Here is an 18,787-nt window from a genome sequence, read left to right on the forward strand (position 1 = left end):
AATTACACCTCCATAACTAACATATCAGGATTTGCAAGCAGGGTCTTAATGTAATTCATGAAATTCTGTGCAGTAGCGCCGTCAATAATACGGTGGTCAAAGCTAAGGGACAGAGCCATTACAGGTGCTGCTACGATTTCGCCGTTCTTCACAACAGGCTTCTCAGTAATACGTCCGGTTCCGAGAATCGCAACTTCAGGGAAGTTGATAATCGGAGTGAAGAACATACCGCCGGCAGAGCCGATGTTGCTGATTGAAATCGTGCTGCCCTTCATTTCATTCGGTGCCAGCTTGCCGTCGCGTCCGCGGACAGCCAGATCTGTAATCGCGCTTGCGATCATCCAGATACTCTTGCGGTCAGCGTCCTTGATGACAGGAACGATCAGGCCGTTGTCTGTATCCGTTGCGATACCGATGTTGTAGTACTTCTTGTAGACAATTTCGTTCGTGGCTTCGTCAATCATCGCGTTAAGCGCCGGGAATTGACGGGAAGCGGCAACGAGTGCCTTCACGATGAACGGAAGATAAGTAACCTTCACGCCCTTCTTCTCGGCTACCGGCTTCATACGGGCACGGAAAGCTACAAGCTCCGTAACGTCCACTTCGTCCATGATGGTAACATGCGGTGCAGTGTAAGCCGATTTAACCATAGCGTTGGCAATCGCCTTGCGGATACCTTTGAATGGTACGCGTTCTTCTTCCAGGCTTGCATTGCCGGAAGCTGCCGCTGCCGGTGCTGCTGCTTTTGCTTTTGGCGCTTCTGTTGCTGCTGGAGCAGCAGATGCTGCCGGAGCCGCTGCCGCAGGCGCTGCAGAGCCGCCCTTCAGGAAGGCTTCCACATCTTCAAGGGTGATCTTGCCGTTCTTGCCGGAGCCGTTCACCTTGGAGATATCAACGCTCTTGTCACGGGCATACTTGCGCACGCTTGGTGTTGCCAGTACTTCACGGTCAGGAGCCGGGGCTGCTGCCGCTGCCGGAGCTGCGCTTTGAGAAGGTGCTGCTGCCTGGGCACCGGAGGCTTCAGCGTGGCCGCCCTCCTGGTGAGGAACATCACCTTCAGCAGCAATGATAGCTACAACTTCACCAACGCGGCAGATCTGGCCGTCTTTGGTGAACACTTCTACTACTGTACCGTTGACTGGAGAAGGAACTTCCACGACAGCTTTGTCATTCTGAACTTCCATGATGATATCGTCATCGGTAATGGTGTCGCCGACCTTGATATGCATCTTGATAATTTCCCCTTCATGCAGGCCTTCGCCCAGTTCAGGGAACTTATATTCGAAGTTCGTAGCTCCGCCCGTTGCAGGGCTGCCGGCTGCCGGAGAAGAGGTTGTATCTGCTCCGCCTTTGGCTGCATCCGCTTCCTGGGAAGCATGCTCTGCCGGATGGCCGCCTTCCTGCTCAGGAACGTCGCCTTCTGCATCAATAATGGCTACAACTTCGCCTACCCGGCAAACTTGGCCATCCTTGGTGAAGACTTCAAGCACTGTGCCGTTGACCGGACAAGGAACCTCTACTACCGCCTTGTCATTCTGAACTTCCATTACGATATCGTCATCGGTTACTTTGTCGCCGGCTTTGATATGCATTTTGATAATTTCGCCTTCATGCAAACCTTCGCCCAGCTCAGGGAACCGGTACTCAAATTTTGCCACCTTGATAACCTCCTAATAAGTTATGTTAAGTTATTCCCACAGCTCTGTCCAACAGATGACAGAAACGGCTGCCGCCCTTTATACAAGGACGGCAAGGTCGTTACTTCCTAGAATTCCATTACTTTCTTAACTGCCGCAATAACGCGCGCAGGAGTAGGAATCCAGGTATCTTCGATTTGAGCGAACGGATAAATAGTATCAGGACCTGCTACACGAAGCACAGGGGCTTCCAGGTGCAGCAGAGCTTTTTCGTTAATCTGGGCAATCACTTCTGCGGCTACGCCGGAGCTCTTCTGAGCTTCTTGTACCACAATCGCACGATTGGTCTTCTTGATGGAAGCCACAATGGTGTCGATATCAATCGGGCTAACGGTACGCAGGTCGATAATTTCGACTTTGATGCCGTCTTTTTCGAGCTGATCGGCCGCTTTGGTAGCTGTATGTACCATTAGGCCGTAGGTAATGATAGATACATCCGTACCTTCGCGTACTACATTGGCTTTGCCGAGTTCAACGGTATATTCACCTTCAGGCACTTCTGCACGGAAAGCATGGTAGAGGTTCAAGTGCTCCATGAAGAATACAGGGTCATTGTCGCGGATCGAGGCGATCAGCAGTCCCTTGGCATCGTATGGATTGGAAGGAATAACAACCTTGATCCCCGGACTCTGGGCAATCAGGCCTTCCAGGGAGTCGGTATGCAGCTCGGCTGCCTTGACGCCGCCGCCGAATGGAGTGCGGAACACTACAGGAGCATTGTATTTGCCCCCGGAACGCCAGCGCAGGCGTGCTGCCTGAATAACGATCTGATCCAGAGCTTCGAAGATGAAGCCTACGAACTGGATTTCGGCAATCGGGCGGAAGCCCTGCACGCCGAGACCGAAGGCCAAACCGCCAATGGCGGACTCTGCCAGCGGTGTATCGAAGATGCGCTCCTCGCCAAATTCCTTCTGCAGCCCTTCCGTTACACGGAATACGCCGCCTACATTACCAACGTCTTCTCCGAAGATCAGAACATTGGGGTCACGAGTCAGTTCAACGCGCATTGCGTCACGAATTGCTTCTTTCATATTCATCTGTGCCATTGCCTGATATCCCCCTTATTCAAAATCGGCTTTTTGTTCTTCAAGATGTTTCGGAGTTACCTCGAACATGCTGTCGATCAAGCCGGGAATGGTCATTTTTTCGGTCTGTTCTGCTTTTTTAATCTGCTCGTTAACAGTCGCTTTCGCTTCTTCTCTTACGCGCAGAGTATCCTCATCGGTCCAAAGGCCTTTCTTCTCCAGGTACTTGGCAAGACGGGCAATCGGATCTTTCTCATTCCATTGTCCTTCTTCTTCCTTCGTACGGTACTTGCTGGCATCATCGGAGAGGGAATGCGGACGGAAACGGTAGGTGACCGCTTCAATCAGTGTTGCGCCTTCGCCTTTGCGGGCACGTTCAGCAGCCTGCTGTACAGCAGCGATTACTGCAAATACGTCCATACCGTCGATCTTGATTCCGGGAATCCCTGCGGCAACCGCCTTGTGGGCGATGGATTTCGCTGCCGTCTGCTTCGAGAACGGAGTGGTGATGGCATAGCCGTTGTTCTGTACGAAGAAGATTACCGGCAGTTTGTATACTCCTGCATAGTTAAGGCCTTCATAGAAGTCGCCTTCAGACGAACCGCCGTCACCTGTATATGTGATTGCAACGTTCTGCTGTTTCTTCAATTTGAAGCCCATCGCAATACCGGTAGCATGAAGGATCTGTGCTCCGATAATGATCTGCGGCATAAGTACATTCACGCCATCAGGAATCTGTCCGCCATGCTGATGTCCGCGGGAATACAGGAACGCCTGATATAATGGAAGGCCATGCCATACGAGCTGTGGAATATCGCGGTAGCCCGGGCAGACGAAATCTTCCTTCTGCAGAGCATACTCGCTGCCGATCATTGTTGCTTCCTGTCCGGATACCGGCGCATAGAAGCCGAGACGGCCTTGACGGCCCAGGTTGACAGCACGGTCATCCCAGGTACGGGTAAATACCATACGGTACATAATTTCTTTCAATTGATCATCGGTAAGTTCAGGCATCATTTCCTTGTTGATAATTTCTCCATCCGGGGAAAGAACCGAAAGGGCCTCAACGTCCTCTGTATACACTTCATAGGGAACCTTAGTCATTATCTTCACCTCAATAAAAAAATTTGAATATCAGTGGTCTCTGTTATAGAATTATTATACACCTGTTGTATCTGTTTCGTCAAAGAAATACGCATAAAATTTATGTTTCCATAAATTTTGTATGTATAACAGGCTTACAAATATCCTATAACAGATTAAAGGATATTTATCAAGTAAATGATATATCCCACATCTGCCGCTTGGGTAATTTTAACGCAACACTAAGCCTTAAGCAAAATTCGACATGAAAGGTGACGATTTGACAATGAGCGAACCTGTTTTTCTGAAACGTACAATTGTGAAACAAACACTGTGGAGCGAACACCTGCAGGAAGAGCGCAAGCTGCGTATCTATCTTCCCCCCGGATATAATGAAGTACTCAGCTATCCCGTCATCTACTGCCAGGACGGGGAAGAATTCTTCAACTTCGGCCGGATTGCTACCCTCGCCGGGCAGCTGATTCTGGAGCAGGATGTGGAACCCTTCATTATAGTGGGTGTCGAAGTGAACGTGGCTGTCCGCACCGCCGAGTATGCTCCGTTCGGCAGCCGCTTCAAGCAGTACCTCGCATGCTTCGCCGAAGAGATTATTCCCTTCATTGAACATAATTATCCTGTCCGGCGTACCCCGGAGGAGCGAATCGTAGCCGGTGACTCTCTGGGCGGCAGTGTCTCCCTGCATCTCGCGCTTACGTATCCGGGATTATTCAGCCGTGTGCTCAGCCTCTCCGGCGCTTACTATCCCGAGACCCGTGAGCTGTTAGCACAGGAGGAGGATCTCTCCTGGCTTCTGATCAATATGGTTGTAGGGCTTCAGGAGCGGGACTACAAGACCGATACCGGAGTCTATGACTTCGTTGAGATGAACCGGGAGACCAAGGCCATGCTTGAAGCCAAGGGAGCCACGGTGTCCTACCGCGAGAAGGCCGGCCAGCATCTTTGGGGTTTTTGGCAAAAAGAGCTCCCGGAATCATTACTCTATTTCTTCAGCTCCTGAAACAGCAAATAGAACGCCAAAAGTGAACATCTTACGAACTTATGTAATGCAGCAGAAGTGGCTGCGCTTTCATTCTCAGGCGGACGTACGGTGCCGGTCCTTACATGATAAGGACGGCAACCGGTCCGGCTGTAGCACTATGCCTGAAGCTTCTCCTCGATGATCCGTTCCAGCAGCACGTCACAACCGGCATTGATTAAATCATAGACCTGTTCGAAATTTCCGGTGAAATACGGGTCAGGCACTTCACGCAGCTCCTCATCCGGCAGCAGATCCATGAAGAACAATAGCGTTGACTGCTCACCGCCGGGAATTTTGCGGACATTCTCCCCATTGGACTTGTCCATGCAGATGATATATTCGAATCTCCCGAAATCCTCGCCCACTACCCGTCTCGCTCTCATATTCTCATAGCTGATGCCATGCAGGTCAAGAAGACGCCTTGTCCCTTCATGCGGCGCTTTCCCGATATGCCAGTCCCCGGTTCCCGCAGAATCCACTGTGATCTGATCCGCAAGCTGACGCTGTTCAATCTTGCTGCGCAGCACAGCTTCGGCCATCGGCGACCGGCAAATATTCCCCAGACATACAAACAACACGTTAACGATCTCTCTCACCTCCTGCATTCAAGCATACCTTATCATCCGTGAAGGATGGGTGCAGTCTAGCCACACTAACCTTATTTTAGCGTCAGCGCGGCAATTGTACAACTTTTGAAACTGCTATATACTGTTCAGGATGATGAAGTTAAAGAATAAACAAGGGAGTGGGATCTATTGCCATCCGGGCGTATCGTAATTGTTGCAGGCGGTAAACTGACAGCTGAATGTCTGCATGTATTAGATGAAGAAGATTATATTATCGGCGCTGACCGGGGAGCGCTGTTCCTGATTGACCATGGATTCACCCCCCAGCTTGCGGTCGGTGATTTCGATTCCGTCTCTGCTGAGGCGTTGGCGAGGATTCAGGCGGGCAGCAAGGAGACAATCAGCTGTGATCCGGTCCACAAAGACCTCACCGACAGCGAAATGGCTCTGGATCTTGCCTTGAACCTCCAGCCTGAGTCCATCCTGATGATCGGAGTCACCGGCAGCCGCATGGACCATACGCTGGCCAGTATCCAGATGATGACACGGGCGCAGCAGCGGCAGGTAGCCTGCTCTATTATGGATGCGAACAACTATATCACGCTTACAGGTTCCCAGGCGGTTGTAGAGGAACGGGGGTATACCTATGTCTCCCTGCTGCCCCTGACTCCTGAGGTTACCGGAATTACCCTTCAGGGGTTCCAGTATCCGCTGGAGAACGCCACTCTCAAGCTGGGCCAGTCTCTGGCCGTCAGCAATGTGCTTCTTGAGCGCAGCGGAACCGTTCATATTGACAGCGGACTTCTGCTGATTATTCAGAGCAAGGACTAGAGTACATAGATCTTTGGAGACATCGCTGTAACCTTTGTTTCAAACGCATAAAGCCGGGAATCCCTATGAATGTCAAGGGTTTCCCGGCTTTTTTGTATGAATAAACCTTCTAAATATTAATATTTTGTAACTTTTAATGCGATTTTAATAAAACGCTTACATTGTATATCCCGCCTGCATTTAGCCTGTCCCTTCCATAATTTAGGTCTACCATAACCTGCTATACTACGAATCAGAGCACGAAACTACTAGAATAATTACAACCTCGGAGGTATATAACATGAAGAAGCAACAATGGTTCAAGCAAGCTATTACAATCGGTCTGTGCACAACAATCGGGTTCAGCGCCTTACTCGCAACCGGAGCGGGAACTGCCCCAGTAGCCGCTTCAGCGGTATCCGCTGATTCCGTATCTGCCGATTCCGTATCCGCATCTGCCAGCGGCTCCAAAGTTGTCAGCTTCGGCAAAAAGTATCTGGGTACACGTTACAAGTTCGGTGCCTCCACTTCAACTACACGTTATTTTGACTGCTCCTCCTTTACTCAATTTATCTTCAAAAAATATGGTGTAGATCTGCCCCGTACGTCTGTAGCCCAATCTAAAGCGGGTAAATCGGTCAGCAAGGCCAATCTGCGTGTCGGCGATCTGGTGTTCTTCTCCAGTGGAAGCCGGGCCAACGGCAAGAACGTCACCCATGTGGCTGTATATGCCGGCAATGGCAAGATCCTGCACACTTACGGCTCACCCGGCGTGACCATCTCGGATCTGAATTCGGGCAACTGGAAAAAAACCTACCTGAAATCACGCCGCGTACTGTAACAGCACGAAGCTTCATTGTCGCCTGTTCCAGATAGAACTTAAGGCTTGCTGATATGTCGCAGCCCATAAGAGTTCAAGTCTTTCAGCCGGAGAGCTGCTTCGCAGCGGCCGTCAGCTTGTGGCCCCGCTCTCCGGTGCCCGCAGTACATATCCGGTTCCACGCACCGTATGAATCAGTTTATTCCGGCGGCCCTTATCCACCTTAAGCCGCAGATGCCGGATATACACATCCACCACATTGGTGTCCGCATGAAAATGATACCCCCATACCTGCTGCAAAATCTCGGTACGCGGACAGACTTCCCCGAGATTCTCTGCCAGATAATACAGCAGATCGAATTCTTTCGGGGTCATCTTCAGCTCGGTTCCATCCCGGCTGACCTGCCGGCGGCCAGGATCGAGGAGCAATCCGTCCACCTTAAGCAGCGAGGCCGTATCTCTGCGGCGGCCTGTCAGCTTAAGCAAATTCAATATTCTGCGTTTGAACTCACCGGTATGTACAGGCTGCTCCATGTATTCGTTGCCTCCGGCATCGAATACGGCGACAGCCGCCTCCCCCTTCTCTCCAGACGCGCCCCCGGAGATGACCATTACCGGCAGAATCATCCCCTCCTTCCGCGCCTCTGAGACTGCTTCCCAGCCCGCCCAGCCTCCGGGCTCCGCAAGCTCCGCGAGCAGAAGCACAGGCTCCCCGCCTGAGAGCAATAAGCGAAGACTATCCAGGTCTTCGCTTATTGCTATTGTCATGCCAAGGCTGCGGAGGGCCTCTTCAAGCCCGGTATGGCCTGTAATCCCATCCCCTCTGTCTGCATCAGCTTCACGGCTATCCGGGAGCGAACCGGGTATGTACCACGCTATCTTTTCATTCACCGGAATAGTCCCCCTGTACCCGTCTTGCACCGGCTGTGCCGCCGCAGATGAAGCTTAGAATTCCCGCAAAACAAAGAGACCATTCGGGGAATGGTCTCTTCGCGGAACTAATTATGAAATTTACCGTACGAAATCAATCTCCTGGAATGCAGCCACCTGGGTATCCCAGCGCTCTGCTACAAAAGCCTGATGCGCCGGATGATGATTATAGGCGTCATAAGCCGCCTGATCTGCGAACTCCATTGAGAAGGCGTACTGGTGCTCACATTTGGCGCTGACCTGACGCAGCACCTCGAAATTCTCGACCGCCGGAATCGCGCTAAGAATCTCAGCTCCATCCCGCAGGAAAGCTGTAGTCTCCTCTGAATCGGGGGCGGATTTCAGTGTAAATACCGCCATGTGACGGATGGCTCCCTTGTTCATTGTGATCTCCTCCATTATCCGAAATACCGGTGATAATAGCTGCGGGCGGCAGCGATATCACTGGTTCCATGTATTAAGGCTCTCCCGTCTGCGAACACAACCATCCGGTACGGCTCCTCTGTCAATGAAACCAGATACGGGTTGCTCTCCACCTTGCCGCTGCCGAGCCTGGACAGGCGGGCAGCTGTCTCCTCCAAGTCAAGACTTCTACGGTGTGCCGGACGGATCTGCACCGTATCCCTGCCGCACAGCACATCGCTACGCTCTGTGTTAGAGGCTGACAGATACGGATAGCTCCGTGATTCACCGCAAGAAGGACAGTCATCCTTCTTCGCCGCCTTGACGCCAATCTCCTGCTGCTCATTACGCCAGATATCGAAGGTCAGCAGCTTGCCGCGAAGCTTGTCCCTGAATCCGCCGAGCAGCTTCAGCGCCTCCGCGGTTCCATTCGTTGTAACCATCTGCACCGCTTGCGGAAGGATACCCGCCGTGTCGCAGGTATCCCCGCCGAGCGGAATCGTGCCCAGCAGACAATTCAGACAGGGAGTCTCGCCTGGCAGGATGGTATACGTGATGCCATAGCTACCCACACACGCCCCGTAGATCCAGGGGATGCTGTGCTTTTGCGCCAGGTCATTGATGATCAGCCGGGTATCGAAGTTATCCGTTCCGTCCATAATCAGATCCACACCGGGGAGCAGGCTCTCCAGCTCCTCTGCACGAACATCCAGCACATGGGCTTCGATCACAATCTCCGAATTGACCGCCATCAGCCGGGTACGGGCGGCGGCCGCCTTGGGAACCCGCACACGGGCATCCTCTTCCGTATAGAGCTGCTGGCGCTGCAGGTTGCTCCACTCCACATAATCACGGTCAACCAGTATAAGCCGCCCCACCCCGCAGCGGGCCAGTGTCTCGGCGATGCCGGTCCCCAGCGCCCCCATTCCAACGACCAGCACACAGGAACGTGCCAGCCCCTGCTGTCCTGCCGCGCCGAATGGCGTGAAGCGGACCTGTCTTGAATATCTGCCGTCCCTGCCGGCTGAAGAGGCCGGAAGTTGCGTATTTGAATCAGGACCCATCTCTGAACAGCCCCATTTCTTTATGATTATACGGTCTGAGCAGACCACTGCTCCACATTCCAGACCTTACTTACCCAATCCTCGTAAAATTCCGGTTCATGGGACACCAGCAGAATCGTACCTTTATATTCCATAAGCGCCCGCTTCAGCTCAGCCTTGGCTACAATATCAAGGTGATTCGTAGGCTCATCGAACAGAATCCAGTTGCTCTCACGCATCATCAGCTTGCACAGGCGTACCTTAGCCTGCTCGCCGCCGCTCAGCATGTTCATCGGACGGGTGATATGCTCATTTTTGAGCCCGCAGCGGGCCAGATGGCCGCGCACTTCATTCTGGGTCAGACCGGAGAACTCACTCCATACGTCTTCAATCGGCGTGATATTCTGGGCCTTCAGCTCCTGCTGGAAATAGGCGGAACTCAAATAATCACCAAGATACGTTTTTCCGCTGAACGTAGGGATGACACCCAGGATAGTTTTGAGCAGCGTAGATTTGCCGACCCCGTTGTAACCGACAATCGCAATCTTTTCACCGCGTTCTATCATCATATTCAGCTTACCCGGCAGCAGCGGACGGTCATACCCGATCTCGAAATCAACGCCCTCGAACACCGTCTTCCCGCTGGCCCGGCTCTCCTTGAACTGGAATGTAGGCTTCATCGCCTCTTCCGGCTTGTCAATCCGCTCCATCCGTCCAAGCTGCTTCTCACGGCTCTTGGCCCGGCCCGAAGTGGAGGCACGTGCTTTGTTGCGCTGGATGAAGTCCTCCTGCTTTTTGATGAAATCCTGCTGTTTCTCGTACGCATCAATATGCTGCGCCTTGTTCATCCCCGCCATCTCCAGGAACTTCTCGTAATTGGCCGTATAGCGGGTCAGCTTCGAGAACTCCAGATGATAGATCACATCAACCACTTTATTCATGAATTCCGTATCGTGGGAGATCAGCATGAACGCATAAGGATACTGCTTCAGATAATTCGTCAGCCAGTCAATATGCTCCACATCGAGATAGTTGGTAGGTTCATCGAGCAGCAATACATTCGGTTTCTCCAGCAGCAGCTTCGCCAGCAGAACCTTGGTCCGCTGTCCCCCGCTCAGGGAAGTGACATCCCGGTCCAGACCGATCGCAGTCAGGCCCAGGCCATTCGCCATCTCTTCCACCTTCACATCAATGAGGTAAAAGTCGCCGATATCGAGCTGCTCCTGAATGTCGCCCATCTGCTCAAGCAGCAGGTCCAGCTCCTCCGGAGTCGCATCCCCCATTCGTTCCGTAATCGCCAGCATCTCATGCTCCAGCTCCAGCAGCGGCAGAAATGCATCCTTAAGCACATCGCGCACGGTTTTACCGGCGGTAAGCAGGGTATGCTGATCCAGATATCCGTAACGGACCCGCGGCGTCCATTCCACCTTGCCGTTGTCCTTCAATAATTTGCCGGTCAAAATATTCATCAGCGTCGATTTGCCGACGCCGTTCGCGCCAACGATCCCTACATGCTCTCCATCCAGCAGACGGAAAGACACATCCTTGAACAACACCCGGTCCCCGAAATTATGGGAAACGTCTTCTACACTAAGTAAACTCATAAATTCTCTGCAAGCTCCATTCTATATTGTAAATACCAAGAGGTTCAATAATTGTAGATATCGCTCCATTTTAGCACACCTGCACCCTGCACTGAAATAGAAATTAAGCCCGGTTTCTGAAAATCAGCCGAAAAGTCCTGAGCGTTCAGCTCTTTTTCTGAAAAAACCTATTATTCTTTGCAGGAAAGCGGCCACTCCTAACCGGCCCAAGCATTGCCTTGATGGCCTGAACCAGCTTCCCTTTGCTCTGAAAAGGGTCCTGCTGAAGCGGCAGGCTGTATACGCTGGCAGGCTTTAGCAGTGAAGCCATCAGAGTCACAGCATGCTCCCCAGCCAGCGGCAGACCAATCCGCCATTCCGGGCGGGGAGTCAGACCTCTGCGGCGCAGCCAGTGCAGGGTATCCTCCAGCCGCCAGTCTGCCCCTGAGGCGACTAATAACGGGCATCTGCTGCCGCTGAACGCCTCCAATGCCCCTTCACCGCCGCCGGTTCCAAGATCCAGGACGATGTAAGCATATGCTTGGTCCGGCCTCTGCGGCAGCCCGTACGAAGGGGGAAGCTTCCAGTAGTCCACCCCCATCCAGGTGAACGGTTGCTCCTGCGTACCCTGAACACCGCCTATTTCAGAGGCCCCCGCCATTTCCTTCATGCGGTTAAATACCTGCGAACCTGGACTTCCGTCCACCCATGCCGTCCGCCCCGACTGTGACAGGCAGCGGCTTACCGCAAGTGAGGTATGTGTAGTCCCCAGCCCGGGGGACACTCCTAATACGGCCACTACCTCAGCAGATTGCTGCAATTGCAGGTCATCCGAAGCCTTGCGTATGTGCACCCGTTGATGCCTTGCATCCCCCGCACCGCCAGCCTCCAGTTGCTGTAGGGCCACCCTCACCTCCTCTGCACTGCCATACCGTTCCTCCGGGTGATGCCGCAGCAGCCGTCTGATGACCGGAATCATCCGGCTGTGGAGCTGCCCCTGCAGCTTCCGCTCCATACCCGGCTGCCAGGCGCTGAACTCGCCGCCGGAGGCCATATACAGCAGCAGCGCCCCAAGACCGTACAGGTCCGACAACGGGCTGCTCTGCCCGCCTCCGTATTGCTCGGGGGCTGCGAACCCGGCGGTACCGAGCTTCTCCGTATCCTCACCGGAGCCGCTTCTCAGCCTGCGCGCGATCCCGAAGTCAATGACCTTCAGCTCATGCTCACCAGTCAGCATGATATTCGAAGGCTTCAGGTCCCGGTAGATGATCGGCGGCTGATGGCTATGTAGATAATGCAGCACCTCCAGCAGCTGCCGGGCGTAGCTGAGGATTCGCTCTCCCGCCAGAGCAGCAGGCCGCTCTGCCATATACTGATGCAGGGTGATTCCCTCGATATAATCCATCACCAGATAGCTGTAGCCGTCAGGGTCCGGCGGGAAGAAATCCGCTATATGCGGCAGCAGGGGGTGATGCAGCGAGATGAGCAGCTCCGCTTCCGCCTCAATTGCTCCTGCACCATAGCTTCTCTCCTGGATCACACTCTCCTTAACCGCCCGCAGGATGCCCGGCAACCGCATATCCTCGGCCAGATATACCCGGCTCATGCCGCCTGTCCCGATCAGCCCGGTGACATAATAGCGTCCTCCCAGGATCTGTCCCGGGCTTAATTTTCCTGTGAATTCCATCTCTTCCCCGCCTGTTCTCATAGAATGATGTTGTATAACGCAAAAAAAGCCCCCCACTGCCGCACCGTAACCGGCAAGAAGCCGGTGGTGCAGACCGCAGGATGCTTTCCCTTGATCCTTCCAAGAATGGATTAATACTTAATCATGTACAGTGTAATCTCATCACGGTTATGGAACAGCTGCTTCGCGCGCTGAACCTGCATCCGCTGGCCTTCAAACATGGTGATGATCTCCTTGATCACGGCCATTGGCTTCTTGTGCATCAGCTTCACTGTAACAATTGCGCTGCCGCCCGGAGTCAGGCTATGCAGCAGCTCTGTGACCAGCTTAGCCATCAGCTTGGGACTCCAGCTCATATCGCAGACCAGCAGATCGAATTCATTCTCACGGAATTTGACCTCACCGGCATTTTTGCGCAGAATCTTCAGGCCCGGATGCTTGCGCAAGGACTCGTGCATGAGTGCCGGATCGACAGCAGTAACCTTGAGGCCGCGCTCCAGCAGGAACGAAGTCCAGCCGCCCGGAGATGCGCCGATATCGACCGCATTCTTGAAGCTGTAGAACGGAATGGCGAATTCCTTCTCCGCCTCCATCAGCTTGAATTTGGCCCGCGAGATCTGCCCGTCCTCCTTGCGGAAGCGGATCATGCCCCCGTTCCAGCTGGACAGGTTGTCCTCCGGCCGGGATACACCGGCATACAGCGCATCACCGTCTGCATAGACAGAGATCACCCACGCCGGCTCCTGTACTGTGAACTCGGCACCGAGGGTGTCAAGCCTGGCTTGCAGCCATTCGCGCAGCTCGCCCGGGCTTTGCTCCCAGAAGGAAGCCCCGCCCTTACGGACATGCAGCGCTACCTTCTGTCCTTCCAGCTCCGTACGCCGGCTTAAGTACACGGCCAGCCGTTCCAGCGCCGGCAGATCGCCGGTGTCCTGGAAATCTACAGGCTGGATGTGGCGCAGGAAGATTGGCAGGTTCTGTGCCAGCTGCTGCGCCACCTCCTCCGGCTCCGCCTCAAGCGAAGCCAGGAAGATTTCTCCCGGCAGCAGCAAGGTGCTTTTCACCGCTCCGAACAGGCGGCGAAGCTCCTCCTGCGCGTAGGGGGCGAAGCCGTGGTTGGCCGTGCAGATGTATCTTGAGAGGATCTTATCCTGCGGAGCAGTGTCCTGCTCCGGTGTAACTTCTGTGAAATCGTTCAAATCGATGAGCCTCCAGAACTTATTTTAATCCAGGGACGGCCGTTATCCCAGTCAACCGTGACCGGAAGATCGTAGGTAGCCTTCAGCATCTCCTGCGTCAGCACCTCTTCCTTGGGACCGGCTCCGGCCAGCTTCCCGTCGCGGATCAGCGCCACATGCGTGAAGAGCGGTACAATCTCCTCCACATGATGGGTAACATACACCACTCCAACATTACGCTGCCGCAGCTTGTCAATCTCGGCCAGCATTTTCTCCCGTTCATATAAGTCCAGACCGGCACAAGGCTCGTCCATTATGAGCAGCTTAGGCTCGGCGATCAGGCAGCGGGCCAGCATAGCCTTCTTGCGCTCCCCCTGGGATAACAAGCCGAACGGATGATATGCCAGCTCACCGAGGTTCATATCCTCCAGCAGCGTAAGCGCCTGGTCCTTCACACTTTGCGGAATCTCCTGGTAGAAGCGTAAATAGGCATAGGCGCCAGTAGCGACAACCTCCCAGACTGGGTCGGTTAGCGAGAGCTTTTCCATCAGGGAAGGGCCAATATAACCGATTCTCTTGCGCACCTCGCGCAGATCACATTGACCGTATTTGTACCCCAGCACTTCAACAGAGCCCTTGCTGGGGAACAGGTAGCCGGTCATCATTTCCAGCAGGGTGGTCTTGCCGGAGCCGTTACGTCCGAGAATGACCCAGTTCTCCCCCTGCTTCATGGTAAGCGATACATCGTCAAGAATCTGGCTCTCGTCCCTGCGCAGGGACAGATGTTGTAATGATATCATTATAATGTCACTCTCCTTATGTATGCCAGTACCCGTTCAACAGAGTGTATGGAATAGATGATATCCGGTTCAGCGCTGCGGTCAGCAGATACGGCCAGCAGAGCGGGCACACTTGAGATTTGATAGGTGTTCACCAGTTCAGGGAGCATATTGACATTCCCCTCCGCAATCAAAAGGCCAGGCGGCAGCAGATGCTCCGCCACCTCAATCATCCGCCGGGCTGCCTTACAGGTTCCGCATAGCGGGGTATGCAGAAACAGGACAAGCGGCTCGCCCTTCGTGGCCAGCAGCTCCAGCAGCTCCGGCTGATTCATTTCCTTCATTCTCCATCATCCCCCGCCTATAAACCAAGTTTTCACAGCAGCAATTTCCGCCCTGTGTGTGCCATCCGGCCCCTTTTCTGTTTCCATAACGATCACTTTATCCGCCAAGGGCTCCATCCTCACAAGCTCACTAAGAGCCTGTTCTCCAATGTATCCGCTGCCGATTCCGGCATGTCTGTCGCGCCGGGAGCCGTAGGGAAACCGGGAGTCGTTCAAATGTACAGCCGCCAGATTCGCCCAGTACCCCAGCCTCTCGCCGCGTACGATAAGCTCCTCTGTCCGTTCCGGATTCCAGATACCCGCAGCGAAAGCATGGCAGGTATCGAAGCAGAAGCCGATCTTCTCCGGGTAGCGGCAGAGCTCACGGACCTTGACCAGCTCTTCGGGTGTCATGCCTTCTTGCCCATGATTGCCTGCCATATTCTCAAGCAGCAGCCGGGTTTGTCCCTTCCAGTCGGCCAGTACCTCATTCAAACATTGTATAATATTTTGATAACCCTGTAACGGCTCCATCCCGGCAAAATGTCCGAAATGCACCACAATGCCCACCGAGCCGCAGGCTTCTGCAATCTCCAGATCGTTGCGCAAAGAGACGGTCATCACCTCTCTGTCCCCCGGAGCAGCAGCCAGATTCGTCGGATACGGGGTATGGGCAATGGACGCCATCCCCTGTGCACGGCAGTACTCTGCGCAGCTTGCTGCATCGCGGTAGTCTACCGGCTTCGGCTTCAGGCTGCGCGGATTCTTCGGGAAATACTGAAAGCATGTAGCACCGCTCTCCCTGGCGGACCGGGCAGCCTGCCCGTACCCGCCGCGTATGCTGACATGCGCCCCTATGAAGGGGCTATGCGTCATGCTGGCAATCCGGGCAATAGAATACCTTGCGTCCGGACAGCTCTGTCTTCACGATGGTTCCCCCGCCGCGCAGGCAAGGCTCGCCTTCACGGTCATACACTTTACAGGCATCATTATAAGAACCGGTCACGGTATCGCCGGTCATAAACGGCATTTCCATATACCCGCCGATTTCGGTGGCTTCCGTTAATACCTTACGCACGCTGTCGTACAGCCGGGTCACCGCTTCCGGCGACAGATTCTGAACAAGCGTTGACGGAAGCAGGCGGGCTTCATATGCGATCTCGTCAGCATAGCAGTTGCCGATTCCGGCCATCACCTGCTGGTTGACCAGCAGACTCTTCAGTGCGCCGCGCCGCCCTTTGAGCAGGCCCGCGAAGCGTTCTGCCGTCATCCGGCGGTCCAGCAGCTCAGGTCCAAGCTTGCCCATTGCGGCTTCCCCTTCCTTGACGGACAGCAGATGGAGATACCCCAGGCGCAGTCCCATGAAGTAGAGGATATGCTCACCGAACGCCAGCTCAACCTGTGTGGTACGGTCAGGACGTTCTTCCTCTGTACCGTAGAACAGAAGTCCGCCCAGCATCAGATGCAGCAGCAGTCTGCGGCCATCATGCAGGTGGAAGAGAATATGCTTGGCGCGGCGTTCCACGAACACAATTCGTGCCCCGACCAACCCCTTCACGAATTCTTCTGTTTCCATATTGATGGTTTTTTCTCTATTTACGGTTACCCCTGTAATGGGAGCATTTATTAGATGTTGGCTAAGCAGCTTTCTGTAATTCTCCATTTCCGGCAATTCCGGCATATTGTCATCTTCCCTTCTTGGATGGTCAAAAGGTCACCTTTGTCATTATACACCGAGCAATACCATAAGTTCAGCTAAATCGGCACAAATTTCATCAGGCTTGACTCCGGTCAGCTTCTGGTAATGCTCCAGGTTATCACTGGTTGTCAGTCCCGTAAGCACCAGCACCGTCCGGCAGCCCGCATTGGCCCCCGCTAAAATATCTGTTCTCATATTATCGCCAACCATCACCGCATCCTCCGGCTTGATGCCGAGCAGGGAGGTCGCATACGTCACCAGATGCGTCTCCGGCTTGCCGATGACGACAGGCGGCACACCGCTGGCTGCTTCAATAGCAGCACCGATCGTACCGGCACCGGGCATCACCCCGTCATCGGAGGGAAGCATCAGGTCGGGATTGGTCAGGACAAACCGTGCTCCTTCACGAATCCAGCGCGAGGCACGGGCCAGGGCTTCATATGTAAAAGTACGGTCGATCCCCTGCACGACATACTGCGGACGCTCCTGGACCAAGGTTAACCCTGCCTCTCTGCAGGCTTCCACCAGCCCCTCTTCTCCAAGTATCGCCACGGATGCCCCGGGAGATTCTCCGGCGATATAACGGGCGGCAGCCAGCGATGAGGTGCAGACCTCCTCGGGTCTTGCTTCAATGCCCATTCCGCGCAAATGCTCCGCTACACTGGCCGGTGTTCTTGAAGAGTTGTTCGTCACATACAGGAATGGAATCTCCGCCGCACGAAGCGCCGCGATCAGCCGCTGGGCTCCGGGGATCATTCTGCCGCCATGATACAAGGTTCCATCCAGATCAATTAACAAGCCTCCGATATTGTTCATAACTCCTCCTGTAGACTCGGACTAAGTTGTTCATGTTATTTATTATTAACCCTATGAATTATTTTTCAGAACAGCGGCAGCTTCTCCGGGAAGCACGCTGCTAATGAATGTATTGCATGTCTGTTGCGGCTTTGAGCCGCTTTGTTTCGGCATTTTCTCTACTGCTTCGTACCCTTAATCCTTAGCTTTTACTTTAAATTTAACAGTCTTCGTCGAACGCTAGCGAACGGCTGCAGCCCCCGGCTTTTTTTGGCACAGCCCTGTCAGTTCCTGCGCTTTCCCGGAAAATAATTCATTCCCCAAGGGCATTTCCCGGGGTTCTCCGGTAGACCGGGAAGGTGCAGAATTCCTCTGCCAGCAGGGTATTCGGGAAGATCTCCTGCGCTTCCTTCAGCAGTGGAACAAGCTCTTCCTGCGAAGTATAACGCGAGCTGAAGTGGGTCAGCAGCAGCTCAGCACCAGCTGCATCCCGTGCCAGCTCCGCAGCCTGCTGCGCCGTGCTGTGGTGATATTGATATGCCATATTGGCCAGCTCATGGCCAAACGTCGCTTCATGAATAATCAGATCGGCATCCTGCGCCAGCGGCAATGAACCCGGGCAAGGCCGGGTATCTCCCAGAATCACTACGATACGTCCGCGCTTGGGTGCATGGATCACCTCTGCCGCCCGGATTAGCACGCCTTCATCGGTGGTAATGTCTTCGCCTTTCTTTAAACGGCCGTACAGCGGGCCCGGCTTCAGCCCATAGCTCTTCAGCAGCTCCGTATTCAGGTTCCCCGGACTGTCCTTCTCCGTCACCCGGTAGCCATAGCTGTCAATCCGGTGCTCCAGTAACCCCGCTTCCACCTTGAAGGTCTCATCCTCAAAAATCAGCCCGCCGCTGTGCTCTACAATCTCCAGCTTATAAGGAATCCGGGACTGGCTGACAGACAGCGAAATGTCCAGATATGCCTTGAGTCCGGGAGGTCCGTACACCGTAAGCGGTGACGTCCCGCCCTGGTACCCCCTGCTGGAGATGAGTCCGGGCAGGCCAAACAGATGGTCACCGTGCAGATGGGTGATGAACAGCTTCTCCAGCTTGCCCAGCCGCAGCGGCGAGCGCAGAACCTGATGCTGAGTCCCTTCCCCGCAGTCGAACATCCAGAAGGTTCGCCGTTCTTCAAGCAGCCGGAGGGCAACCGAGGTCACATTGCGCTGCAGCGTCGGCACCCCGGCATTCGTTCCGAGAAAATATACTTCCATCATGCCTCTCCTCTCTCTCTTCTGTTGTCTTCATTATTTTTTGTGATCTTGTTTGTTCTTATGA

At 54.0% G+C, this 18,787-nt stretch carries 19 protein-coding genes; 3 read left to right on the plus strand and 16 right to left on the minus strand.

The window, feature by feature from the left end; genetic code table 11:
* Positions 1–2: 2 nt before the first annotated feature.
* The 3 genes from MHH28_RS08110 to pdhA all read right to left on the minus strand — a co-directional run bounded on the left by MHH28_RS08110 (position 3) and on the right by pdhA (position 3,826).
* Positions 3–1,658, minus strand: a complete 1,656-nt coding sequence (locus MHH28_RS08110; RefSeq protein WP_405113772.1) for a 2-oxo acid dehydrogenase subunit E2 — start codon at positions 1,656–1,658, stop codon at positions 3–5.
* Between the two features lie 107 nt (positions 1,659–1,765).
* Positions 1,766–2,743 carry an alpha-ketoacid dehydrogenase subunit beta gene (locus tag MHH28_RS08115; protein WP_405113774.1) on the minus strand — a complete coding sequence of 326 codons (978 nt, stop codon included), beginning with the start codon at positions 2,741–2,743 and terminating at the stop codon, positions 1,766–1,768.
* A 15-nt stretch (positions 2,744–2,758) separates the two neighbouring features.
* On the minus strand, positions 2,759–3,826 hold the full coding sequence (gene pdhA, locus MHH28_RS08120) for a pyruvate dehydrogenase (acetyl-transferring) E1 component subunit alpha (protein ID WP_405113776.1): 1,068 nt from the start codon (positions 3,824–3,826) through the stop codon (positions 2,759–2,761).
* A gap of 265 nt (positions 3,827–4,091) precedes the next feature.
* Between pdhA and MHH28_RS08125 the strand changes: the two genes are divergently transcribed.
* On the plus strand, positions 4,092–4,823 hold the full coding sequence (locus MHH28_RS08125; protein WP_405113778.1) for an alpha/beta hydrolase: 732 nt from the start codon (positions 4,092–4,094) through the stop codon (positions 4,821–4,823).
* 137 nt (positions 4,824–4,960) lie between these two features.
* On the opposite strand, the gene MHH28_RS08130 is transcribed toward MHH28_RS08125, so the two are convergent.
* Positions 4,961–5,431, minus strand: a complete 471-nt coding sequence (locus MHH28_RS08130; protein WP_405116927.1) for a low molecular weight protein-tyrosine-phosphatase — start codon at positions 5,429–5,431, stop codon at positions 4,961–4,963.
* A 168-nt stretch (positions 5,432–5,599) separates the two neighbouring features.
* Between MHH28_RS08130 and MHH28_RS08135 the strand changes: the two genes are divergently transcribed.
* On the plus strand, positions 5,600–6,241 hold the full coding sequence (locus MHH28_RS08135) for a thiamine diphosphokinase (protein ID WP_405113780.1): 642 nt from the start codon (positions 5,600–5,602) through the stop codon (positions 6,239–6,241).
* Between the two features lie 280 nt (positions 6,242–6,521).
* Entirely contained in the window at positions 6,522–7,061 is a 540-nt protein-coding gene (locus MHH28_RS08140; RefSeq protein WP_405113782.1) for a C40 family peptidase, read from the plus strand.
* A gap of 111 nt (positions 7,062–7,172) precedes the next feature.
* On the opposite strand, the gene MHH28_RS08145 is transcribed toward MHH28_RS08140, so the two are convergent.
* The 12 genes from MHH28_RS08145 to rnz form a co-directional block, all read right to left on the minus strand.
* Positions 7,173–7,931 carry a winged helix-turn-helix domain-containing protein gene (locus MHH28_RS08145; RefSeq protein ID WP_405113784.1) on the minus strand — a complete coding sequence of 253 codons (759 nt, stop codon included), beginning with the start codon at positions 7,929–7,931 and terminating at the stop codon, positions 7,173–7,175.
* A 120-nt stretch (positions 7,932–8,051) separates the two neighbouring features.
* Entirely contained in the window at positions 8,052–8,354 is a 303-nt protein-coding gene (locus MHH28_RS08150; protein ID WP_405113786.1) for a Dabb family protein, read from the minus strand.
* 14 nt (positions 8,355–8,368) lie between these two features.
* Entirely contained in the window at positions 8,369–9,436 is a 1,068-nt protein-coding gene (locus MHH28_RS08155) for a ThiF family adenylyltransferase (RefSeq protein ID WP_405113788.1), read from the minus strand.
* Between the two features lie 26 nt (positions 9,437–9,462).
* A complete protein-coding gene (locus tag MHH28_RS08160; RefSeq protein ID WP_405113790.1) occupies positions 9,463–11,019 on the minus strand; it encodes an ABC-F family ATP-binding cassette domain-containing protein in 1,557 nt (518 codons plus the stop codon).
* 145 nt (positions 11,020–11,164) lie between these two features.
* Positions 11,165–12,685, minus strand: coding sequence for a serine/threonine protein kinase (locus tag MHH28_RS08165; protein ID WP_405113792.1), 1,521 nt, complete (start codon positions 12,683–12,685; stop codon positions 11,165–11,167).
* 131 nt (positions 12,686–12,816) lie between these two features.
* Positions 12,817–13,884, minus strand: coding sequence for an SAM-dependent methyltransferase (locus MHH28_RS08170; RefSeq protein WP_405113794.1), 1,068 nt, complete (start codon positions 13,882–13,884; stop codon positions 12,817–12,819).
* Entirely contained in the window at positions 13,881–14,663 is a 783-nt protein-coding gene (locus tag MHH28_RS08175) for an ABC transporter ATP-binding protein (RefSeq protein ID WP_405113796.1), read from the minus strand. Before MHH28_RS08175 ends, MHH28_RS08170 begins: the two co-directional genes overlap by 4 nt.
* On the minus strand, positions 14,663–14,986 hold the full coding sequence (locus MHH28_RS08180; protein WP_405113798.1) for a thioredoxin family protein: 324 nt from the start codon (positions 14,984–14,986) through the stop codon (positions 14,663–14,665). Before MHH28_RS08180 ends, MHH28_RS08175 begins: the two co-directional genes overlap by 1 nt.
* 6 nt (positions 14,987–14,992) lie before the next feature.
* Positions 14,993–15,841 carry a deoxyribonuclease IV gene (locus MHH28_RS08185; RefSeq protein WP_405113801.1) on the minus strand — a complete coding sequence of 283 codons (849 nt, stop codon included), beginning with the start codon at positions 15,839–15,841 and terminating at the stop codon, positions 14,993–14,995.
* Complete coding sequence (locus MHH28_RS08190) at positions 15,831–16,646, minus strand: Fpg/Nei family DNA glycosylase (protein ID WP_405113803.1); 816 nt, start codon at positions 16,644–16,646, stop codon at positions 15,831–15,833. Before MHH28_RS08190 ends, MHH28_RS08185 begins: the two co-directional genes overlap by 11 nt.
* Positions 16,647–16,691: 45 nt before the next feature.
* A complete protein-coding gene (locus MHH28_RS08195) occupies positions 16,692–17,480 on the minus strand; it encodes a TIGR01457 family HAD-type hydrolase (protein ID WP_405113805.1) in 789 nt (262 codons plus the stop codon).
* Between the two features lie 292 nt (positions 17,481–17,772).
* Complete coding sequence (gene rnz / locus MHH28_RS08200) at positions 17,773–18,723, minus strand: ribonuclease Z (RefSeq protein ID WP_405116929.1); 951 nt, start codon at positions 18,721–18,723, stop codon at positions 17,773–17,775.
* Positions 18,724–18,787: the final 64 nt, after the last annotated feature.

Source organism: Paenibacillus sp. FSL K6-1217 (assembly GCF_045040735.1).
In the GTDB taxonomy this organism is placed as follows: Bacteria; Bacillota; Bacilli; order Paenibacillales; family Paenibacillaceae; genus Paenibacillus_AQ.

What these genes read in the sequence shown, in the direction of transcription:
- MHH28_RS08115 (WP_405113774.1), bottom strand. Translation starts at nt 2,743, where the DNA reads ATGGCACAGATGAATATGAAAGAAGCAATTCGTGACGCAATGCGCGTT.
- pdhA (WP_405113776.1), bottom strand. Translation starts at nt 3,826, where the DNA reads ATGACTAAGGTTCCCTATGAAGTGTATACAGAGGACGTTGAGGCCCTT.
- MHH28_RS08125 (WP_405113778.1), top strand. Translation starts at nt 4,092, where the DNA reads ATGAGCGAACCTGTTTTTCTGAAACGTACAATTGTGAAACAAACACTG.
- MHH28_RS08140 (WP_405113782.1), top strand. Translation starts at nt 6,522, where the DNA reads ATGAAGAAGCAACAATGGTTCAAGCAAGCTATTACAATCGGTCTGTGC.
- MHH28_RS08150 (WP_405113786.1), bottom strand. Translation starts at nt 8,354, where the DNA reads ATGAACAAGGGAGCCATCCGTCACATGGCGGTATTTACACTGAAATCC.
- MHH28_RS08155 (WP_405113788.1), bottom strand. Translation starts at nt 9,436, where the DNA reads ATGGGTCCTGATTCAAATACGCAACTTCCGGCCTCTTCAGCCGGCAGG.
- MHH28_RS08160 (WP_405113790.1), bottom strand. Translation starts at nt 11,019, where the DNA reads ATGAGTTTACTTAGTGTAGAAGACGTTTCCCATAATTTCGGGGACCGG.
- MHH28_RS08165 (WP_405113792.1), bottom strand. Translation starts at nt 12,685, where the DNA reads ATGGAATTCACAGGAAAATTAAGCCCGGGACAGATCCTGGGAGGACGC.
- MHH28_RS08175 (WP_405113796.1), bottom strand. Translation starts at nt 14,663, where the DNA reads ATGATATCATTACAACATCTGTCCCTGCGCAGGGACGAGAGCCAGATT.
- MHH28_RS08180 (WP_405113798.1), bottom strand. Translation starts at nt 14,986, where the DNA reads ATGAAGGAAATGAATCAGCCGGAGCTGCTGGAGCTGCTGGCCACGAAG.
- MHH28_RS08185 (WP_405113801.1), bottom strand. Translation starts at nt 15,841, where the DNA reads ATGACGCATAGCCCCTTCATAGGGGCGCATGTCAGCATACGCGGCGGG.
- MHH28_RS08190 (WP_405113803.1), bottom strand. Translation starts at nt 16,646, where the DNA reads ATGCCGGAATTGCCGGAAATGGAGAATTACAGAAAGCTGCTTAGCCAA.
- MHH28_RS08195 (WP_405113805.1), bottom strand. Translation starts at nt 17,480, where the DNA reads ATGAACAATATCGGAGGCTTGTTAATTGATCTGGATGGAACCTTGTAT.
- rnz (WP_405116929.1), bottom strand. Translation starts at nt 18,723, where the DNA reads ATGGAAGTATATTTTCTCGGAACGAATGCCGGGGTGCCGACGCTGCAG.